Below are 19,642 nucleotides of genomic sequence, written 5' to 3' on the forward strand. Positions count from 1 at the left end.
CTTTTTGGAATCAATTACTTGTAGCGTTAGCTAACTCTGCTTGCATCATCTGAAAAACTTGTTCTACATCTTTATCTCCACGACCTGAAAGGTTCACGATAATAATAGCATCGTTTGGTAATGTTGCTGCATACTTCATAGCATAAGAAACTGCATGGGCACTTTCTAATGCAGGCGTAATCCCCTCAGTTTTAGAAAGTACTTTAAACGCCTCTAATGCTTCTTCACCAGAAACTGTATAGTAGTGTGCTCGGTTAATTTCTTTTAAATGGCTATGTTCCGGGCCAACACCAGGATAATCAAGACCGGCTGCAATCGAGAATGTTGAATCTGGTTCGCCTTCACTATTTAAAAGTGTAATGCATCTAAACCCGTGAATAACAGCAGGCACACCTTTTGTCATTGTTGCTGCTTCCAAAGGTTCTACTCCTATCAAATCTACTTCTTTATCGTCCAAATAATGTGCAAATGCACCAATCGCATTACTACCTCCACCTACACAAGCAATAACAGCGTTTGGTAGTTTACCTTCTTTAGCAAGAATCTGTCGTTTAGACTCTTCGCTTATAACAGATTGGAAATGCTTAACGATTGACGGGTAAGGATGTGGTCCAACAGCAGATCCCAAAAGATAGTAAGTATTTTTGTAATTTGCTATTAAGTCATTTAGTGCTTCGTCCACGGCATCTTTTAAACGGCCTTGTCCTTTAGTGACAGCAACTACTGTTGCACCTAGAAGTTCCATTCTAAAAACGTTCAATGCCTGTCTTCTCATATCCTCTTCACCCATATAAATTACGCACTCGATTCCGAACATTGCACATGCAGTTGCTGTTGCCACGCCGTGTTGACCCGCACCTGTTTCAGCAATCACTCTTTTTACACCCATACGGTTAGCTAATAAGATTTGTCCAATGACGTTATTAATTTTATGTGAGCCAGTATGATTTAAATCTTCTCGTTTTAAATAAATCTTTGCACCACCAACTAGCTTTGTCAGATTTTCTGCGTAAGTCAAAGGGTTTTCTCTACCGACATATTCCTCTAAATAATGTCGATATTCTTCCATAAATGTAGAGTCATTTTTATACTTTTCAAACTGTAAATCAATATTATCCATTACTTCTTGAAGCTCAGGGGGAATAAAGCTTCCTCCAAATTGTCCGAAATATCCTTTTTCCAATTTCAACATCCTCTCTATTTATAAATTCTAACTAAACTAAGTATATAGACTAATATGATAATTGTAAATAAAGTATAAGACTTCTGGAATACAAAACAAAAAAAGAGATAGCAACAACTTTGCAATAACTTTTTAGTACAATAGAGAAATATACAGGAATAAAAGGGGTGAGTTCTATGAAAAAGGAACAAACAATTTTAATCGTTGAGGATGAGGAATCGATTTTGGATATTCTATGTTATTCCTTGCGTAAAGAAGGATACCGCGTACATGGTGCACCTACTGGTCAACAAGGTTTACACTTATTCGAAGGCATTGGACCGGATATCGTCATCTTGGATTTAATGTTACCTGATATGAGCGGCTTTGATATTTGCAAAAATATCATGACAAATAGTTCAGTACCTATTTTAATGTTGACTGCAAGAGATGATATTGTCGATAAAGTGCTAGGACTTGAACTCGGTGCAGATGATTATATGACGAAACCATTTGATATTCGAGAAGTAATTGCACGCATTAAAGCACTGCTTCGTCGTCAAAATAATTCTCATAAGACTAATTACATAACGATAACCGATTGTATAAGAATCGACCCTCGTTCACACACGGTATTGCAAGATGAGAAAGAGGTCATTTTTAAGCCTAAGGAATATGAATTGTTACTGTTGTTTGCTCAACATAAAAACAAGGTATTTTCCCGTGAAGAAATACTTGATACAGTATGGGATTATGACTATGCAGGGGATTTACGAACAGTCGATGTCCACGTGCAGCGGATACGAAAAAAATTAGATAAACAAACACGCCTTTCCATTATCGAAACTGTATTCGGTGTGGGATATAAAATGAGGGGTGAGTAAGCAAGTGAAATGGACCATTCGAAAGAAGTTTCTACTTGGCTACATTATATTATTTACAATAGCAGCTGTTGTTGTAAACCATGTGATGAAGGAGTCATTGGAGAAAAACAGTGTCTTAGCTATCGAAAACGAACTAATGAAACTTCAACATACGTCACGAGAACATGTAAAGCAATTTGCACTACATTTACCTCCTGAAGTTGATCTATTTGCAGATTACGGTAGTCAGATTACGCAACAGCTTAGTAAACTTCATAATCAAAGTGTGGCAATCTATGATGCAAACGGTCATTTTATTTACGAAACAATTCCAATAGACCAGTCGTTATTAGTTGAAAATCAAAAGTTTGAAAAGGATATCTTGGACTACGAACATTCTGAACTAACATATGCACTTGAAAATAAGTCTGCATTTACACGTGTTAATGTCCCAAATGGAGTTGTTATTAATTTCTCTTATCCTCTATACATTAATGATAAACTTTATGGTGTTTTTCGGTTTACTGGTGATTATTCAGAGCTGTTTGCGCAGAATCAAAAAGTGTTAAAAAGTTTTACAGTCTTAGTAATTAGTCTTTTTTTAGGTGTTTTATTGATTTCTTTCTTGTTTTCGAATCAGATTATTAAGCCTTTGTTAAAATTAACAAAGGCTACAAAGGAAGTATCTGACGGTAATTATGACGTGAAAGTGCATGTAAAGACGAATGATGAACTTGAAGTTTTGGCAACCAGTTTTAACGAAATGCAGCAAAAAGTTAAGATGCAAATTGAAATGATTGAACAGGAAAAACAACAAGTAGTGATATTGGGGAAAAGTAGAACTGATTTCTTTAATAATGTTACACATGAATTAAAAACGCCACTTACGACTATTTCCGGTTATGCACAAATACTTGGGGAAGATGATTTTAATGATCCTACTTACTTACAAAAAGCTGCCAATAAAATTCGTTCGGAAAGCGACCGAATGAACAATATGGTTATTGACCTTATTGAGATATCTAAACGAGAAGCTAACGTACAATTACGAAAAGAGGAGGCTGTTTACATTCTTCCACTTCTTAAAGAAATCATCGAAGACTTGCATTTGACAACTAAAAACAATCAGGTGGAATTGGAATTTTACGGGAAGGACTTCATTATTCTAGGAAATAAAGATGAATTAAGAAGAGTCTTTATAAATGTATTTGATAATGTATTTAAGTACGGGGTGAATGGACAAAAGATTTATGTGGAAATTGAAGATGGGATTATTACTTTTTCAAATAGAACAGAACCGATTTCAAATTCTATTATTGAACATGCATTTGAACCGTTTATTCATACGAAAGGAATTGGAAGTAGTGGACTAGGTCTTTATATTTGTAAAGAAATCATCTCTCGCCATAATGGTGAAATAACATTTCATTATCAAAATAATTATGCCATCATAAAAATTCAACTTCCACTTTGGCAACAAAACGGCAACATCTTATGAAAGAATGGCAACATCCTTTGTGTATTCTATAAATGAACCCACATTAAAAGGAGGAATCATAATGAATTATCATTTAAAAAGAATTGTGTTTACTGTTGTGCTTGCGTTTTTAAGTTTACTCGCGGCGGGTTGTACATTGCAGGGGAAAGCGGAAACAGAAAATCCGGTTGTTATCAATGACGATGTTCAACTGGAAAGTTCGTTAGGGGATAGTAATTTGAATATAATTCGTCAAGAAGATATTGAGATAAAAGAGAACATCACCCACACTGGATATCACAGAAATTTTAGGGGAGAGAAGATTTATTTTAATGAAAATGGTCTTTTTTATTCATTGGATGTAAAAACAGGTGTAAGTAAGAAGTTAATTGATGAAGAAGTCTTCGAAGTCTCGAAAAATGGCCATTATGCGCTAACAACTAGTAATAAAGAAAAAACAGATCAGAAAGTAATGATTCATAATTTGGTAAATGGAACATTCCGCATATTGCAAGATAATGCAGATTACTCAAATTATGCTTTCGCGAATGATGAAGGTACTGCTGTAGTAAATTATGATTACGAAGCAAACTTGTTTATGATGGAGAATATGGAAACAGGTATAGTGACAAAATGGGATATGACTGGTTTTGAAGATGTCCAGATTTCCCTTTCTAAAAAAGTGAGTATGGATTTATTTATCTCGGCACGTTCTAAAAAAGAGGGTTATGGTATTTTTCAATTAACTAATAATGGCAGCATTGAAAGTATTGCAAACCTCGTTGGGAATGATACTTCTATAGCGGATATTGATTTCATGAATAGTAATACAGCTGTTTTTAATGGAACGGTTGACGGGAAGACAGGAGTTTTCCTATTAGATTTAGCCACAAATCATATAGATCAACTTGTTGCTGGAGGCGAGGATAAAGAAGGTATTTGGACACCGTTTTATAAACTATCGCCAGACAAGCATAAAATTATGTTTGATACGCCTGTACAAGTAGGCGGAAAATATAAAACGAATGTTTATGTGGGAGAAATTGTTGACGGAGGATTACTAAATACTGTACGAATTATGGATAAGGAAGATTTGTATGCTGTCATTTCCTATTCAGGAGAATGGAGCGCAGATTCAAAAACTGCTTATATTGAAACTTGGAATCAACAGAGTGAGAACATTGAAGCAATAGCGGTATTTGAAATAGAGGAATGAAAAGTAAGTATGCGAGAGCCAATTTTGGTTCTCGTATTTTTTAATTAATATTTAGAACTTTATACCGATTCTTTAAAACTTTCCGCTATGTTATCGTTAATAAGTTTTTATCACAATAGTGATCCAAAAAATATGTTGAGAAAGCACAACCAAGTAAAGCAGTAGGGCAGAGCCGATTAGTAAACGCAGATAAGGTTTTGGTTTAATTTTAGTAACACAATACAACAGTATTAACGGAAGACTGATTTTAATTACATAGAAGCTGACAATACTTGTGTCGTAGATAAATTTCATGAGCTGATTCGCTTCTTCAATATGGTCATTTTGAATTCCGAAGTCGGTAAAAATTGTATCGAAAATAGCTAAAACGAATAGAAGTAGTGTGGCTTTAACAAGTTTTGACTGCGTTGAAAAAAGAAATTTTAGTTGCATAATGTATCACTCCTCGGATTCAAAATGATAAATCATCTTGGAAGGAATGATAAAATTTCCTTAACACTCCTTTGTAGTAAGTTTATGGAGTTTAAGGAAGGCTTATACACTATGTGATATTATTTTGTTACTAAATCAATGAAATAGATAGATGAGAAGTGAAAATATTCAATACTTTTTCATGTAACCATTCTTTTTAATTGAAAAATATACAATAAATTTGTTAGTGAATAGCAGATTTGAATTTACCGCCATGTGTTTCTTGTGTATTCATTATAGTCAAAAATGCAGTGGGGTCGATATCGTGTGCGATTATTTTTAATTTAGAAATTTCAAGGCGTGTTACAACTACATAAATAACATCTTTTTCATTATCATTGTAACCGCCTTTACCATGTAATTTTGTCACGCTTCTGCCTAAGCGTTCATTTATAGCCTCACCTAGCTCTTCATACTCGTCCGATACGATAATAACTGCTTTCGTTTCATCTAATCCTTGGATAACGGAGTCAATTGCTTTAGAAGCTATATAATAGGTGATTATGGAGTACATTGCCTTTTCCCATCCTAAGACAAATCCTGCCCATCCAAAAATGAAAATATTGAAAAACATAACAAACTCACCAACGGAGAACGGGATTTTTTTTGTTAGTAAAATACCGAGAATTTCAGTTCCGTCTAATGCACCTCCGTGTCTAATGACGAGGCCGACACCAGCACCCAATATTAAACCACCAAAAACAGTTGCGAGAAGAGGGTCGGTGACGAATGCACCGACAGATTTGAGTGGGATTTCAACGATTGCCAAAAATGTGATTGCATATGTAGATGAAATGCAAAAGTTTTTACCGATATGTTTATAACCAAAAAACAGGAAAGGTATGTTAATGATTAATATCAAAATACCAAAGGGGATTCCAGTTAAGAACTTTAAGATAAGTGAAATCCCGATAATACCACCATCGATTACAGAATTTGGAATGAGAAAAAGTTCAAGAGCAACTGCTGCCAGTGTAGCACCTATTGAAATTAGGAAATACCGTCCGATTAAGTGCCATAGCGTCTCTTTTTTATGAGTCTTTGTCATGATGATCGTACATCTCCTTTGGTTAAGTATAAACCTTAAGTGGTCATTCGAACAATTGAAATGCCGCATAATAAAGAAGAATAGTTACTGTAATATTAGAGAAGAACTTACTTGCAAGCGATATACAGGTTTCTATAGTTAAAAAGTCTAAGCTTTCGATTTCAAGTATGTTAGTATGAATAAACTTTATTATGAATGGCAATGAAGTCATGCATATATTATCCAAGGAAGTTACACTATTTGTGGGAGAAGGGTCAACATTGATGAAAGACTTCACTCATTAGATAACAACTATTAGTATAACGATTAGAAGTATATAGAAGTAATAAGAGTGTTGGCCAATCACTCTGTAACACTGCAAAGTGATATATCGGGTTTTATACTCAGCAACTCTTCAAAAAAAAAACAAAAAAAGACCGGTCCCAAACACAACTTCAATGTGTGTTTGAATCCGGTTATTTTTATTACAATGATTCTACTTGTTCATGTACGTCACTCATTGGTATACCAGCTGCTTTTGCAACGCCTTCTCCATAAGCTGGATCAGCTAAATAGCAGTGCTTAATATGTCTAATTTTAATTTCATTTGGGGCATCGCCTAAGTTACGAGCTGTATTTTCAAATAGAACTTGTTTTTGACTATCATCCATTAAATTGAAAAGTTTTCCTGGTTGTGTGAAGTAGTCACTATCATCCTCACGGAAATCAAAGTGGTCGGCATCACCGCGAAGTTTTAATGGTGGTTCTCTAAAATCGGGTTGCTCTTTCCATTCACCATAGCTATTTGGCTCATAGTGAAGAGTACTTCCTTTATTTCCATCAACGCGCATAGCGCCATCACGATGATAACTATGGAACGGACATTTTGGTGCATTTACGGGTATTTGGTGATGATTGACGCCTAAACGATAGCGTTGTGCATCGCCGTATGAGAATAATCTACCCTGAAGCATTTTGTCGGGTGAGAAACCAATACCAGGAACAATTGCAGCAGGTGTAAAAGCTACTTGTTCTACTTCGGCAAAATAGTTATCGGGATTACGATTTAATTCAAATTCTCCAACTTCAATTAATGGGAAGTCTTTTTTATACCATACTTTCGTAAGGTCAAATGGATTATACGGTAATTCTAACGCTTCATCTTCTGTCATTACTTGGATAAACATTTTCCATTTTGGAAAGTCACCATTATCGATGCTGTTTAACAAATCGCGCTGATGACTTTCGCGGTCTTTACCAACAAGTGTTTCGGCTTCTTGATCGGTTAAATTCTCTATTCCTTGCTGTGAACGGAAGTGGAATTTTACCCAATGACGCTCATTATTCTCATTAATCATGCTATACGTATGACTACCAAATCCATGCATGTGTCGAAGTGTTTTGGGAATACCACGTTCACTCATAATAATTGTTACCTGATGTAAGGCCTCAGGTAAAGAAGTCCAAAAATCCCAGTTATTTGTCGCACTTCTCATATTTGTATGTGGATCACGTTTGACTGCATGGTTTAAGTCTGGGAATTTTAATGGGTCTCTAAAGAAAAAAACAGGTGTGTTATTTCCGACCATATCCCAGTTACCTTCTTCAGTGTAAAACTTTAGCGCAAAACCACGAATATCACGTTCAGCATCAGCGGCGCCACGTTCACCTGCTACAGTTGAGAAACGAGAGAACATTTCTGTTTGTTTTCCAATTTCCGAGAATATTTTAGCCTTTGTATACTTGGTAATATCATGTGTAACGGTAAAAGTCCCGTGGGCACCTGAACCTTTAGCGTGCATTCTGCGTTCAGGAATAACTTCTCTATCAAAATGAGCAAGTTTTTCTAAAAACCAAACGTCTTGTAATAACATCGGTCCTCTGGGTCCTGCAGTCATTGAATCTTGATTGTTGACAACAGGTGCTCCTGCAGCAGTCGTTAGTTTTCTTTGATTATCATTCTCATTAATAGTCATTAGTATTTCCCCCTTTTTAAAATAGAAGTATCGTAATTGATATAACTATAGCAAATAACTTTTATGAATGCTAGTTATTAGATTGTAATCATTCTTTATAAGTAACCTTTATAATAAAGGTAATGATTTCAATTGTGACAGAAGTGTTAAATTTATTTTAGAGTCAAAATTCGACAATATTATTAAGTTAATTATTGTACGATGACTATTAAGTTTATAATTACCTATAAAATAACAATTTGGAGGAGTAATAGTGAGAAACTTATTGTGTAAAAAGATTTTAAAAAGTCAAATTAAGATTAGAAAGCAAGTGATGTACGCGTCGGCAAAAAGTTTTGGCTTTACGCACCCAAGAGTGGTAGCGCATAGTCAAAAAGTAGACATTCTTATTAATAAGTATCAAAGAATCTATTCCAATTTCGGCTGAAATATTCCCGGTAATTAAATCGTTGCTAGAAATACTTATAATAAACTAGTAGACAGGCCTAACAATCCGCGTTATATTACTTAAAACCTTAATCGGTATATCTACCCGAAAATATGAATAAAAGTACGTGAACAACTGTTAATAATTGAAGGTTAATGTTATTATTTGTCCTCCTATGAACAGTGTTTATTTTTAAGAGATAAAATACTTTCTTCTATAAAAGGAAGATGTGTTTTTATAAACCTATCCTGTTCTAAAACATATTGACTAAATATTGCGCTCAGTGTACTATTACGTTAGGTTATTGCCGATAAATTAGTAAATAGTTTAGGGTGATAAATGTTAAAAGGGGGAAATTAAATGAAGTTAAATTGGATGAAAAGTTCGATAGCATTATTTAGTATTATGCTAATTCTTTCTGCATGCGGAACTGGTGGAGATAAGAATGCTTCAACTGATTCAGGTGAGAAAGAAGAACCAAATAAGACTGAGGATGCCCAGACTTTTAAAATTGGTGTTACACAAATAGTAGAGCATCCATCGTTAAACGCTGCATTTGATGGCTTTAAACAAGCGATAGAAGATGCAGGACTCGATGTAGAATATAATATTCAAAATGCGCAAAACGATAATAGTGCAAACACAACAATTGCAAATAATCTTGTTAGTGCTGGCGTGGACTTGATCTTTGCGAACTCAACACCTAGCGCACAAGCAGTTGTTAGTGCAACACAAGAAATACCTATTATCTTTACTTCTGTAACAGATGCTGTTAGTGCTGAATTGGTAGCATCAAATGAAAAGCCTGGTGGTAATGTTACTGGGACTGTTGATACTCACCCAGACGCAATTCCGAATACAATGAAGTTCTTAAAAGAAGAACTAGGCGCAAAATCTGTTGGAATGGTCTTTAACTCTGGAGAGCAAAATTCACGTTCTCAAGTAGATGGCGTTAAAGAACTTTTGGAAAGTATGGATATGACTGTTGTAGAAGCTTCAGTAGCGACTTCTGCAGATGTGAAACAAGCAACAGAATCATTAATTGGACAAGTTGACTCTTTATATATCATTACAGATAATACAGTTGTATCTGCGCTGGAATCGGTAATTTCTGTTGCTAACGATAATGATTTACCAATGATGGTTGGCGAATTTGATTCCGTTAAACGTGGTGGTTTAGCTGCTTATGGTTTTGAATACTATGACATCGGATATGAAGCTGGAGAAATGGCTGTTAAAATTTTAAAAGGTGAAACAACACCGGCAGATTCACCAGTTCAAAATCCACAAAACTTAAGATTTGTAATGAATAAAGATGCAGCAGCTGCAATTAATCTTGATATTAAAGACGAGTGGAAAGCTGAATTTAGTGAATAATTAGGGGATGATTCTACAATGTTTTCAGCTGTATTTGGCTCTGTTGAGCAAGGGATCATCTATGCAATTATGGCACTCGGAGTGTATCTATCATTCCGGGTGTTAGATTTTCCGGATTTAACGGTAGATGGAAGTTTTGTAACAGGCGCAGCAGTTGCTGCTACCATGGTATTCTTTGGTTACCACCCAGCTATTGCAACAATAGTAGCTATTATTATTGGTTTTTTAGCAGGTTGTGTAACAGGTTTATTACATACAAAAGGGAAAATTAATCCGCTATTATCGGGTATTTTAATGATGATTGCCTTATATTCAATTAACTTAAGAATAATGGGGTTGACTACTGAAAGTTCAGTTGGTAGACCAAATATTCCATTATTAAACGCAGATACATTATTTAGTAAGTTTTATGTTTTTTGGAGTTCGTTAGGTGTAGATGAAGCGATTACAAGCGTTTTTAGCAAAATGGGTTTCGAGCACTTGCCTACTACTTGGGGAATATTATTCTTAATGATTATTATTACTTTAATTATTAAATACGTAGTAGATTGGCTTTTACAAACTGAAATAGGACTTGCAATAAGAGCTACTGGTGACAATAAGAAAATGATCCGTAGCTTTTCAGCGAATACAGATACGCTGGTCATTATAGGTTTAGGTTTTTCTAATGCACTTGTTGCGTTTTCTGGCGCGCTAATCGCTCAGTACTCTAAATTTGCCGATATCGGTATGGGTATCGGTATGATTATTATCGGATTAGCTTCAGTCATTATAGGTGAAGCTATCTTTGGTACAAAAACGATTATGCGTACAACTTTGGCGGTAATTGCAGGTGCGATTATCTACAGAATAGTTCTTGGTCTCGCGCTTAGAGTCAAGTTCCTTGATACTGGGGATATGAAAATAATTACAGCTGTTATTGTAATTGGTGCTTTAATTTTACCTCAGTTTTTTGAAAAGAGACGAGAAAAAAATAGAAAAGCCAAGCGTCATGCTGAACGTTTAAAGGAGGGGGATTCCATTGCTGAAACTCGGACAGATTAATAAAATTTTTAATGAAGCTACTCCTGACGAGAAAATTGCTTTGGATCAAATTAATCTCCACTTAAAAACGGGTGATTTTGTTACAGTGATTGGTAGTAATGGTGCAGGGAAATCGACGATGATGAATATGATCTCCGGGGCTTTAACACCCGATTTCGGTACAATTGAAATTGCAGGAAAGAATGTCGCTAAATTACCAGAATATAAACGTTCAGAAATGATTGGAAGAGTATTTCAAGATCCAATGGCTGGGACTGCTCCGGCGATGACAATCGAAGAAAATCTAGCAATGGCTTATTCACGAGACAAAAAACGTGGTTTTAGAAAAGGCGTAACGAAGAAACGTAGAGAATATTTTCGTGAAGCACTAGAGACGCTTCATTTAAATCTTGAAGACCGTCTTAATGCAAAAGTCGGAATGCTTTCCGGTGGGGAACGTCAAGCGCTTTCTCTTTTAATGGCTACGTTTACCAAACCTTCTATTTTATTGCTTGATGAGCATACTGCGGCTCTAGATCCCGCGAGAGCTGAGTTAATTACTAGTTTAACGAGAAAACTTGTTGAAAAGGACCAATTAACTACTCTAATGGTTACGCATAATATGCAACAAGCTTTAGATTTAGGGAATAGGCTTATTATGATGGATAAGGGGCAAATTATTTTAGAAGTCGAAGCCGAAGAAAAGAGAGACTTAACGATTGCTAAGTTAATGGCAGAATTTCAACGTATACGTGGTGAAATGCTCAATAACGATGCAGCGTTGTTATCGGTTTAATTTTAATGAAAAATTATGAAAAAGCAGCCTTCGCTGCTTTTTTTATAATTTAGAAAAGTTTAAAAAGTGTTAATTTATTCCATTAAAATTGCTTTAATGGAATTTACAATATTGTTTTTACTCATTTAAAAATAATAATTAACAATGGTATAATGATGAAAAGTTTCAATTTAAGGAGTGATTCAATGACAACATATCGTGCATTATCAATTGCGGGCTCTGCTGCTAGGGGTGGGGCAGGTATTCAGGCAGACCTAAAAACATTTCAAGAGCTTGATGTATTTGGAATGAGTGCGATTACAGCAATTGTTGCACCGCATCCCCGAACGGGACAAGGAACATTTCCATTGTCAATCGAAGCAATCGAAGCTCAAGTACATACAATTTTAACTGATATTGGCGCTGATGCTATTAAAACAGGCATGTTATTTACAGAAGAAGTAATTATAAATGTAGCAAAGTGGATTAAGGAATCTAAAGTTACTAATATCGTGGTGGATCCAGTTATGATTGGGAAAATGAATTCTACATTACTAGAAGCGAATGCGATGGATGCTTTAAAAATGAAGCTACTTCCACTCGCAAAAGTTATTACACCAAATATGCCTGAAGCAGCTTGGTTGTTGGGTATTGAAGAATTAAAAACGGTTGAAGATTTAAAGGAAGCTGCAAGGGAAATCCGGAAAATGGGCCCTGAATATGTACTAGTAAAAGGCGGTCGTTTAGATGGACCGGCAGTGGATGTATTATTCAACGGTGATCAGTTTTATATGTTAGAAGCTCCACGGATTGATACAATACATACGAACGGAGCAGGATGTACATATTCTGCTGCAATTACGGCAGAGCTTGCGAAAGGAAAGTCTGTTCCTGAAGCTGTTGAAAAAGCGAAAAAATTCATAACAGCCGCTATCCGACATTCGATTAGCTTCAAGAGAGGCGTTGGCCCAACTTATCATGCAGCGTACGGGAAGTATGATGAACTAGAAGTAAAGGTTATAGTTGAAAATGCTTAATATAATAGTCAATTAAACACTAAAAGCACGTATTTATTTACGTGCTTTTTTATTTTTTTATTATTGTAAAGATGACTACCTGCAAGTTCCTTATTTAATAAATCTGAATTTTTCCGAAAAGGTCTATTAATATAGTAAAAAGTCATGTAAGCTTAGGCTGAGCATATTGTTATAAAAATTACGCTGGAGGCTGAATTAAATGGAATTACTATCAATTCAAGACACAATGTTAAGTGCTTTAGGTATTGAAATTAAAGAGCTTTCTGCAGAACGTGCAATTGCAACAATGCCAGTAAATGCGGCAACACATCAACCTTTTGGACTGCTTCACGGAGGTGCATCTGTCGCTTTGGCAGAATCAATAGCAAGCGTAGCTACTTGGAATTTAATTGATCAAAAAAATGAGATTGCTGTCGGATTGGAAATAAACGCTAACCACATACGCAGTAAGAAAGATGGTATTGTAACTGCTATAGCTACACCTCTTCATAAAGGACGTACGACAATGGTATGGGACATTAAGATTATTGATGAAGAAGAAAGACTAATTTGTATTTCACGTTGTACAGTTGCGATTAGACCGTCAGGGAATTAACAACAGGTTATAGTGAAAATAGTTAGGAGCATTATTACATGAAGAAGTTACTTATATCATTATTAATAGCTTTTGTTTTTTGTTTTAATATAGAAAATGTCTCTGCTGCAAAACGGTTTAAAGATGTATTACCGGATTACTGGGCTAAAACTGAGATTGAGTATTTAGCAGAGCGGCAAATAACTAGGGGCTATGCCGATGGAAGTTTTGGTATTAATAAACAAATAACTCGTTTACAGGCATCTAGAATGATTGTTAAAGCACTTAATTTAGATGTTGAAAATAGACCGTCAACTAACTTTATAGATGTGACTCCAGAAATGCAGGACTATTCAATAATCTCGACAATTGTCGATGAAGGAATTATGCAAGGGAATCAAGCAGGTGAGTTTAATCCATCTGCACTTTTAACTAGGGGTCAAATGGCGGGAATTCTAGTAAAAGCTTTTGAATTAAACGGTGAATCTGCCTATTCATTCAGAGACGTTAAATCTGATTATTGGGCTTCTAACTCTATTAAAATATTATTTAATAACAATATTACAACAGGTTACCCAGACAACACATTTAGACCTCATGCACCAATTACGCGAGCACATTTTGCTGTTTTTCTAGCAAGAGTACTAAATCCAAAATTTATTCAAACGATTAGTTGTCAAATTCCGAATAACACGAAAAGTAATTATGTCAGTGTTGCGGTTACAACACTTTGGAGCATGCCGAATAAAACACGAACAATTGATCAGCCATCTATAGCGCCGAAAGTGGATTTGGTTAAATGGACAAGTAGTATGAGTGTTCCTCAAAAGTCCTGGTTGGTTGGGAAAATTGAAACACAAGCTTTGTATGGACAAGAAGTTGTCATTTTACAAAGTAGAGGAGATTGGTATGAAATTGCAGTGAAAGATCAGTATTCGCTTAAAAATAAAAACGGTTATCCAGGTTGGGTTCCCAAATCTCATATTACTGAGGCATATCAAAATTACAAAACATGTGAAGAAGCAATAATTAGTAAACCTACTACGACTCTTTTTAATTCTGATTCGACAAAATCGGTATTTATGTCAGTTAGTATGAATACAATTTTACCAATAATTAAGGAAGATGAAATATGGTTTCAAGTTCAAACACCTAAAGATGGTGTGAAATATTTAAGGAAGCAAGATGCAAAAGTGTTCTCTTCTGAAAAGATAATTCCAGTACCAACACGTCAGGATATTGTTAATACAGCTAAAGAGTTTTTGGGATTACCTTACTTATGGGCCGGTACATCAGGTTTCGGACTCGATTGTTCTGGTTTCACTTATACAGTATACAGACAACATGGGATAAATCTTCCGAGGGATTCAACAGTTCAAGCAAACCACGGTACCGCAGTAACTAAATCTAATTTACAGCCAGGTGACCTTCTCTTTTTTGCACATAATAATGGGAAAGGAAAAGTCCATCATGTCGGAATGTATATTGGGGATGGGAAAATGATTCACTCTCCAAATCCCAAAAAGACTGTGGAGATTATTTCAATTAATGCACAACCTTATAAAGCGGAATTTTCAGGTGCGAGAAGTTATTTAAAATAACCTTTAAATATTTTGTTTGCAATCTTAAAACCTAGACCTTATTTACAAGGTCTAGGTTATTTGTAATTTTAAATAAGCTGTTTATTAAGCTTAGACTTTGTTGTTAAAATAACCCCTAGAATAACGAATACGCCGCCAATTATTTGAAATAATTGAAGTGATTCCCCGATAAATAGAACAGCAAATAGTGTAGCGAAAACTGGAATGAAGTTTAGGAAAATTCCTGCTCGATTAGCGCCTAACTTAACTACGCCTGTATTCCAGGCAAGAAATGCTACTATTGAAGAGAATATACCAGTGTAGAAGATTGCAGAAAAAGTAGTAGCAGACCATATTATTTGTAAATCGTCGTTGGTAGTCTCATAAATAAAGAATGGTAATAACATAAATATACCTATGAAAATACATACAAGGAATGTTGCGCGTCCAGGTAACTTAGTTGCATAGTGCTTTACTAGTATCGAGTAAATACTCCAACATATAACTGCGATAATTACGATTAAATCCCCAGCGTTAAATGTGAATTCGATCAAGTTTGATAAAGAACCTTTCGCAATAATAAAAGAAACACCTGCTAATGAAAGTATTGTCCCGATAATTTGATTTCTTGTTAAACGTTCTTTAAATATTAAGAAAGATAGAATGTAAATAATAATAGGCGTAGATGTATTCACGAGCGAAGCATTTATAGAGGTTGTATGATGCAAGGCAATGTAAATTAGTGTGTTAAAGCTTGCTACCCCTGTAACTGCCATGAGAATGACGATTGGGAAATATTTTTGAATTTCAGGCCAGTCACGTTTTAAGGATGGCCAAGCAAAAGGTAAAAAGACTATAAATGCTGTACACCAACGCAAAAAAGAAAATGTGAAAGGTGGTAAATCACTTGCGGCAGCTTTTCCTATAACGAAATTGCCACCCCATAAAATTGTTGCAATTAGTAGTAAAACGAAAGGAGGAATTCTGTTCACTCCAACACACTCCTTTTCTTCTAGAAAGAAGAACACCTAAACAAGCCGGTGTTCTCCATATTGATGTTTTGCAACTAGATTTCTTAATTCATTTAATGCTGTAGTTGAACAGCCTTTTTCATAGGCATTTATTGAACCGGTGATTTGCTCCTTTGAACTAGCACCCACAAGTGCTGTAGCAACGGTTCTATCTTGTAATGCGAAAGCAATTGAAGCGGCTTGTAGAAATTCAGTTTTCTCTGTTAAACTTTGTATGATTTTTAGTAATTCTGCCGATTTATAAATTACAAACCCATCTATTGACTTCGCACGCGATACCCCTTCACTCGTTAATAATCCTTTTGCGACAGTGCCTCTCGTAATAACAGATGCATCCATCCCGTTTATCAACTGGAACCATTCTTCGGGTCTTCTATCGAGCAAACTATATTGCATCATAACTGAAATGCCGGATCCCTTTTCAAGAAAACGCTTTATGACAGTTGGTCGAATGGAGGAAATGCCATATTGTCTGATAAGGCCTTCTTTCTTTAACCCTTCTAAGGTATCTATTGCTTCCTCAACATCGTCTTCCATAGTTCCACCATGAAGTTGGTATAAGTCGATATAATCAGTTTCCAAACGCATCAAACTATTTTTAATTGCGTCAGTAATATGTGCTTTAGAGGGATCCCATGACCATCCATGACCATCGGTATTTAGTCGATTACCGACTTTTGTTGCAAGAATGATATCTTGACGTTTTCCTTTTAATATCTGCCCGACAAGTTGTTCGATATTACCGTTGTTGTATAAATCAGCGGTATCTATGAAATTAATACCTGCATCAAGAGCAGTATCGATAATTTCTTTAGCGACTTTTAATTCACTTGGAAGTGACATCGTCCCTAAACTGAGTTCAGAGACGAATAAACCACTTTTACCAAGTTCTCTCTTTTTCATAAATATACACCCCATTTCCTTTCATGTTACAATGTACGCAAGAAAAGTTCTAGAAAGAGGGTCAATTACTATGAAGAAATTTGAAGAAAAAACAATATCTAGCGAATTAATTTATGATGGTAATATTATTTCACTAAGGGTTGAGGAAGTTGAACTTCCGGATGGGAAAAGAACGAAACGCGAGTTAGTCAAACATTCGGGTGCTGTTGCAATTATTCCCATTACAAAGGAAGGTAAAATTGTTTTCGTACGCCAATTTCGTAAAGCGCTTGACCGTACAATCGTCGAAATCCCTGCGGGGCGAATTGAGGTAGGTGAAATGCCTGAAGTCACTGCGATTCGTGAACTTGAAGAAGAGACCGGATACGGCGCATCAAAAATTTCCTATATTCAATCATTTGCGACATCCCCGGGTTTTGCTAATGAGATTATTCATCTTTATTTAGCTGAGGAACTTTATGAGATAGAAAACCCAGCAGATGGTGACGAAGACGAGTTTATCGAGCTACTGGAATTAACAATTGAAGAAGCAGAAGCATTAGTTGTTAATGGCGAAATTTTTGATGCTAAAACCGCATTTGCAGTTATTTTTGTAAAAAATAAATTGCAAAAGTGAACTATTTATTGTCGGACGAGCATACGCTGTAATAACTAAGCGGAGGTGCAGTCAATGATCCGTTCCTTATCATTTATTCACTTATTTGTAATTCTTGCTGTCGGTTATATTGGTGGGACGTTATTATATCGGGAATTGCCAGCAATATCTGTGGAAAAGGTCCTAGCTCTATTAGATGCCCGGGTTGTTGACGGACATGAGGTATTATGGATATGGCCAGCTCTTGTGACAGTTTTATTTTTTTTACTGGCGTTTGTTTTGTCAAGATTTAAAAGAATTCGGTTTATGGTTATTTTTATTGGCGCATTAAAGTCAGTCCTTTTTGGCTTGTCATCTAGTTATCTACTCGCGTCGGGTATGAAGATATTTGTGTATTCTGTTTGGTGGTTCCCTTTTCAGTTTGTTATATGTTTTCTTTTTTTAGTGTTTTGTGCAGTTCTTAGCCCACCTTTTTTTATGCGAACAATGGGGAAAAAGAAGAGAAACGTTAAGACTGCGCCCTTTTTACTAATCTTAACGGCTATTATTACAGCGCTAGAGCTGGTAATTTTTTATGTTTTAATTAAATAGACTTTAAAGTTTAAAGGTAGCAATACTTCCTTTCTGTTGTCATCCCCAAACTGTATTTGTTATAATAAGTACAGTTTGGGGGGGCGTCTTATGGAAAGCCGGATCGATCGAATTAAAAAACAATTGCATGGTGCCAGCTACAAGTTGACGCCACAACGCGAAGCGACGGTCTTGGTTCTCCTTGAACATGAGGCGGACCATCTAAGTGCTGAAGATGTCTTTTTACTTGTTAAAGAGAAAGCGCCAGAAATAGGGCTAGCTACCGTATATCGTACGTTGGAGTTACTGACCGATTTAAAAATTGTTGATAAAATTAACTTTGGGGATGGCGTCTCAAGATTCGACCTAAGAAAAGAAGGCGCTAAACATTTTCATCATCACTTAATTTGTATTGAGTGTGGAACGGTTGATGAAATTCAAGAAGATTTACTTGGAGAAGTAGAAAAGATTGTTGAACGACGCTGGGATTTTGCAATCAAAGATCATTGGCTTACTTTTCATGGGATTTGCCATAGATGTAAGTCAGTTGAGAGTGAAGAATAATTAGGATAAGGGGAGAGCGTAAAGCTGTCCCTTTTGTTGTTTGGTATTTTAATAGTTTTTTCGGTAGGGGGGGATTATTATTCAGGATGCTAGATTCGGACTTGAGGATTATATACATTTTTTAAAGGTTGAACGGCAACTAGCGACGAATACTATAACATCCTATGAACGTGATCTTAATTATTATATAATGTTTATGGAACAAGCTGGATATGAAGCAATGGAATCGCTTACAAGGGTGGAAATCTTGACTTATTTACAGCATTTGAAAGACAAAGGAATGTCAGCACGTTCTGTTTCAAGACATATTTCTTCGATTCGATCATTTCATCAATTTCTACTAAGGGAAAAGGTAACTACAGGTGATCCAACTGTGCATCTTGAATTACCAAAACTGGAACAAAAGTTACCGCGTGTATTATCCATGCAAGAGGTGGAATCATTAATTGAAGCACCTGATTGTTTGAGGCCACAGGGTTTAAGGGACAAGGCGCTGTTAGAACTATTATATGGAACTGGAATGCGCGTGAGTGAGCTTATAAATTTAGACATAGATGATATACATCTATCGATGGGATTTGTTCGTATTTTCGGGAAAGGCGGAAAAGAAAGAATTGTTCCGCTTGGACGACAAGCGATTGAGTCTTGCGAACTTTATGTCAATGAAGTAAGACCGGGATTTATTGCAAAATTAAAGACATCAAATGATGCTCTATTTGTTAATATGCGTGGTAACAGATTGACTAGACAAGGTTGCGGGAAGTTATTGAAAGAGCATGCAAATAAGGCCAATATTTTAAAGGAATTAACACCGCATACATTACGTCACTCCTTTGCTACACATTTAGTTGAAAATGGCGCTGATCTAAGAGCAGTTCAAGAAATGCTTGGACATGCAGATATTTCAACGACTCAAATTTATACACATGTCAGTAGAACAAGATTAAAAGAAGTATATGTTAAATTTCATCCACGTGCTTAAATAATTGGAGGT

General features: G+C 35.7%; 20 protein-coding genes. 14 read left to right on the top strand and 6 right to left on the bottom strand.

From position 1 onward, the window contains the following. Positions 1 to 10 precede the first annotated feature (10 nt). On the bottom strand, positions 11 to 1,192 hold the full coding sequence (gene trpB / locus AC3RV6_RS06465; protein ID WP_489748631.1) for a tryptophan synthase subunit beta: 1,182 nt from the start codon (positions 1,190 to 1,192) through the stop codon (positions 11 to 13). A gap of 167 nt (positions 1,193 to 1,359) precedes the next feature. Between trpB and AC3RV6_RS06470 the strand changes: the two genes are divergently transcribed. From AC3RV6_RS06470 to AC3RV6_RS06480, 3 genes are all read left to right on the top strand, one after another. After that, a complete protein-coding gene (locus AC3RV6_RS06470; RefSeq protein ID WP_489748632.1) occupies positions 1,360 to 2,046 on the top strand; it encodes a response regulator transcription factor in 687 nt (228 codons plus the stop codon). Between the two features lie 4 nt (positions 2,047 to 2,050). Then, positions 2,051 to 3,523, top strand: coding sequence for a HAMP domain-containing sensor histidine kinase (locus AC3RV6_RS06475; RefSeq protein WP_489748633.1), 1,473 nt, complete (start codon positions 2,051 to 2,053; stop codon positions 3,521 to 3,523). Between the two features lie 61 nt (positions 3,524 to 3,584). Continuing rightward, a complete protein-coding gene (locus AC3RV6_RS06480; RefSeq protein ID WP_489748634.1) occupies positions 3,585 to 4,718 on the top strand; it encodes a hypothetical protein in 1,134 nt (377 codons plus the stop codon). A 96-nt stretch (positions 4,719 to 4,814) separates the two neighbouring features. On the opposite strand, the gene AC3RV6_RS06485 is transcribed toward AC3RV6_RS06480, so the two are convergent. From AC3RV6_RS06485 to AC3RV6_RS06495, 3 genes are all read right to left on the bottom strand, one after another. Continuing rightward, entirely contained in the window at positions 4,815 to 5,150 is a 336-nt protein-coding gene (locus AC3RV6_RS06485) for a DUF5658 family protein (protein ID WP_489748635.1), read from the bottom strand. A 223-nt stretch (positions 5,151 to 5,373) separates the two neighbouring features. Beyond that, the gene (locus AC3RV6_RS06490) at positions 5,374 to 6,240 is read right to left on the bottom strand and encodes a YitT family protein (RefSeq protein ID WP_489749201.1); all 867 of its coding nucleotides are present in this window, start codon (positions 6,238 to 6,240) and stop codon (positions 5,374 to 5,376) included. A gap of 461 nt (positions 6,241 to 6,701) precedes the next feature. Continuing rightward, positions 6,702 to 8,192, bottom strand: coding sequence for a catalase (locus AC3RV6_RS06495; protein WP_489748636.1), 1,491 nt, complete (start codon positions 8,190 to 8,192; stop codon positions 6,702 to 6,704). A 253-nt stretch (positions 8,193 to 8,445) separates the two neighbouring features. Between AC3RV6_RS06495 and AC3RV6_RS06500 the strand changes: the two genes are divergently transcribed. The 7 genes from AC3RV6_RS06500 to AC3RV6_RS06530 all read left to right on the top strand — a co-directional run bounded on the left by AC3RV6_RS06500 (position 8,446) and on the right by AC3RV6_RS06530 (position 15,006). Continuing rightward, positions 8,446 to 8,619: a Spo0E family sporulation regulatory protein-aspartic acid phosphatase gene (locus AC3RV6_RS06500; RefSeq protein ID WP_489748637.1), complete on the top strand. Its 174-nt coding sequence runs from the start codon at positions 8,446 to 8,448 to the stop codon at positions 8,617 to 8,619. Between the two features lie 360 nt (positions 8,620 to 8,979). Continuing rightward, positions 8,980 to 9,996 carry an ABC transporter substrate-binding protein gene (locus tag AC3RV6_RS06505; protein ID WP_489748638.1) on the top strand — a complete coding sequence of 339 codons (1,017 nt, stop codon included), beginning with the start codon at positions 8,980 to 8,982 and terminating at the stop codon, positions 9,994 to 9,996. A gap of 18 nt (positions 9,997 to 10,014) precedes the next feature. Further along, on the top strand, positions 10,015 to 11,040 hold the full coding sequence (locus AC3RV6_RS06510) for an ABC transporter permease (protein WP_489748639.1): 1,026 nt from the start codon (positions 10,015 to 10,017) through the stop codon (positions 11,038 to 11,040). Then, positions 11,018 to 11,815, top strand: a complete 798-nt coding sequence (locus AC3RV6_RS06515) for an ABC transporter ATP-binding protein (RefSeq protein WP_489748640.1) — start codon at positions 11,018 to 11,020, stop codon at positions 11,813 to 11,815. Before AC3RV6_RS06510 ends, AC3RV6_RS06515 begins: the two co-directional genes overlap by 23 nt. A 185-nt stretch (positions 11,816 to 12,000) precedes the next feature. Beyond that, positions 12,001 to 12,831: a bifunctional hydroxymethylpyrimidine kinase/phosphomethylpyrimidine kinase gene (gene thiD / locus AC3RV6_RS06520; RefSeq protein ID WP_489748641.1), complete on the top strand. Its 831-nt coding sequence runs from the start codon at positions 12,001 to 12,003 to the stop codon at positions 12,829 to 12,831. A 199-nt stretch (positions 12,832 to 13,030) separates the two neighbouring features. Then, complete coding sequence (locus AC3RV6_RS06525; protein WP_489748642.1) at positions 13,031 to 13,426, top strand: hotdog fold thioesterase; 396 nt, start codon at positions 13,031 to 13,033, stop codon at positions 13,424 to 13,426. A 38-nt stretch (positions 13,427 to 13,464) separates the two neighbouring features. Beyond that, positions 13,465 to 15,006: an S-layer homology domain-containing protein gene (locus AC3RV6_RS06530; protein ID WP_489748643.1), complete on the top strand. Its 1,542-nt coding sequence runs from the start codon at positions 13,465 to 13,467 to the stop codon at positions 15,004 to 15,006. A 68-nt stretch (positions 15,007 to 15,074) separates the two neighbouring features. Here AC3RV6_RS06530 and AC3RV6_RS06535 read toward each other — a convergent pair whose 3' ends face one another. Further along, positions 15,075 to 15,977, bottom strand: a complete 903-nt coding sequence (locus AC3RV6_RS06535; protein ID WP_489748644.1) for a DMT family transporter — start codon at positions 15,975 to 15,977, stop codon at positions 15,075 to 15,077. Between the two features lie 36 nt (positions 15,978 to 16,013). Continuing rightward, the gene (locus tag AC3RV6_RS06540; RefSeq protein ID WP_489748645.1) at positions 16,014 to 16,919 is read right to left on the bottom strand and encodes an aldo/keto reductase; all 906 of its coding nucleotides are present in this window, start codon (positions 16,917 to 16,919) and stop codon (positions 16,014 to 16,016) included. A 70-nt stretch (positions 16,920 to 16,989) separates the two neighbouring features. Here AC3RV6_RS06540 and AC3RV6_RS06545 point away from each other — a divergent pair, with 70 nt between their 5' ends. The 4 genes from AC3RV6_RS06545 (at position 16,990) to xerD (ending at position 19,630) form a co-directional block, all read left to right on the top strand. Beyond that, a complete protein-coding gene (locus AC3RV6_RS06545) occupies positions 16,990 to 17,535 on the top strand; it encodes an NUDIX hydrolase (protein WP_489748646.1) in 546 nt (181 codons plus the stop codon). 54 nt (positions 17,536 to 17,589) lie between these two features. Beyond that, positions 17,590 to 18,105: a hypothetical protein gene (locus tag AC3RV6_RS06550; protein WP_489748647.1), complete on the top strand. Its 516-nt coding sequence runs from the start codon at positions 17,590 to 17,592 to the stop codon at positions 18,103 to 18,105. 90 nt (positions 18,106 to 18,195) lie between these two features. Then, positions 18,196 to 18,648 carry a ferric iron uptake transcriptional regulator gene (gene fur / locus AC3RV6_RS06555; protein ID WP_489748648.1) on the top strand — a complete coding sequence of 151 codons (453 nt, stop codon included), beginning with the start codon at positions 18,196 to 18,198 and terminating at the stop codon, positions 18,646 to 18,648. A 79-nt stretch (positions 18,649 to 18,727) separates the two neighbouring features. Beyond that, positions 18,728 to 19,630: a site-specific tyrosine recombinase XerD gene (xerD, locus tag AC3RV6_RS06560; protein ID WP_489749202.1), complete on the top strand. Its 903-nt coding sequence runs from the start codon at positions 18,728 to 18,730 to the stop codon at positions 19,628 to 19,630. Positions 19,631 to 19,642: the final 12 nt, after the last annotated feature.

Source organism: Sporosarcina sp. So3-204, assembly GCF_058068165.1.

Coding starts and splice junctions, on each gene's coding strand:
- fur (WP_489748648.1), top strand. CDS start 18,196: ATGGAAAGCCGGATCGATCGAATTAAAAAACAATTGCATGGTGCCAGC.
- AC3RV6_RS06485 (WP_489748635.1), bottom strand. CDS start 5,150: ATGCAACTAAAATTTCTTTTTTCAACGCAGTCAAAACTTGTTAAAGCC.
- AC3RV6_RS06530 (WP_489748643.1), top strand. CDS start 13,465: ATGAAGAAGTTACTTATATCATTATTAATAGCTTTTGTTTTTTGTTTT.
- AC3RV6_RS06470 (WP_489748632.1), top strand. CDS start 1,360: ATGAAAAAGGAACAAACAATTTTAATCGTTGAGGATGAGGAATCGATT.
- AC3RV6_RS06510 (WP_489748639.1), top strand. CDS start 10,015: ATGTTTTCAGCTGTATTTGGCTCTGTTGAGCAAGGGATCATCTATGCA.
- trpB (WP_489748631.1), bottom strand. CDS start 1,192: ATGTTGAAATTGGAAAAAGGATATTTCGGACAATTTGGAGGAAGCTTT.
- AC3RV6_RS06495 (WP_489748636.1), bottom strand. CDS start 8,192: ATGACTATTAATGAGAATGATAATCAAAGAAAACTAACGACTGCTGCA.
- AC3RV6_RS06525 (WP_489748642.1), top strand. CDS start 13,031: ATGGAATTACTATCAATTCAAGACACAATGTTAAGTGCTTTAGGTATT.
- AC3RV6_RS06540 (WP_489748645.1), bottom strand. CDS start 16,919: ATGAAAAAGAGAGAACTTGGTAAAAGTGGTTTATTCGTCTCTGAACTC.
- AC3RV6_RS06545 (WP_489748646.1), top strand. CDS start 16,990: ATGAAGAAATTTGAAGAAAAAACAATATCTAGCGAATTAATTTATGAT.
- AC3RV6_RS06505 (WP_489748638.1), top strand. CDS start 8,980: ATGAAGTTAAATTGGATGAAAAGTTCGATAGCATTATTTAGTATTATG.
- AC3RV6_RS06550 (WP_489748647.1), top strand. CDS start 17,590: ATGATCCGTTCCTTATCATTTATTCACTTATTTGTAATTCTTGCTGTC.
- thiD (WP_489748641.1), top strand. CDS start 12,001: ATGACAACATATCGTGCATTATCAATTGCGGGCTCTGCTGCTAGGGGT.
- AC3RV6_RS06480 (WP_489748634.1), top strand. CDS start 3,585: ATGAATTATCATTTAAAAAGAATTGTGTTTACTGTTGTGCTTGCGTTT.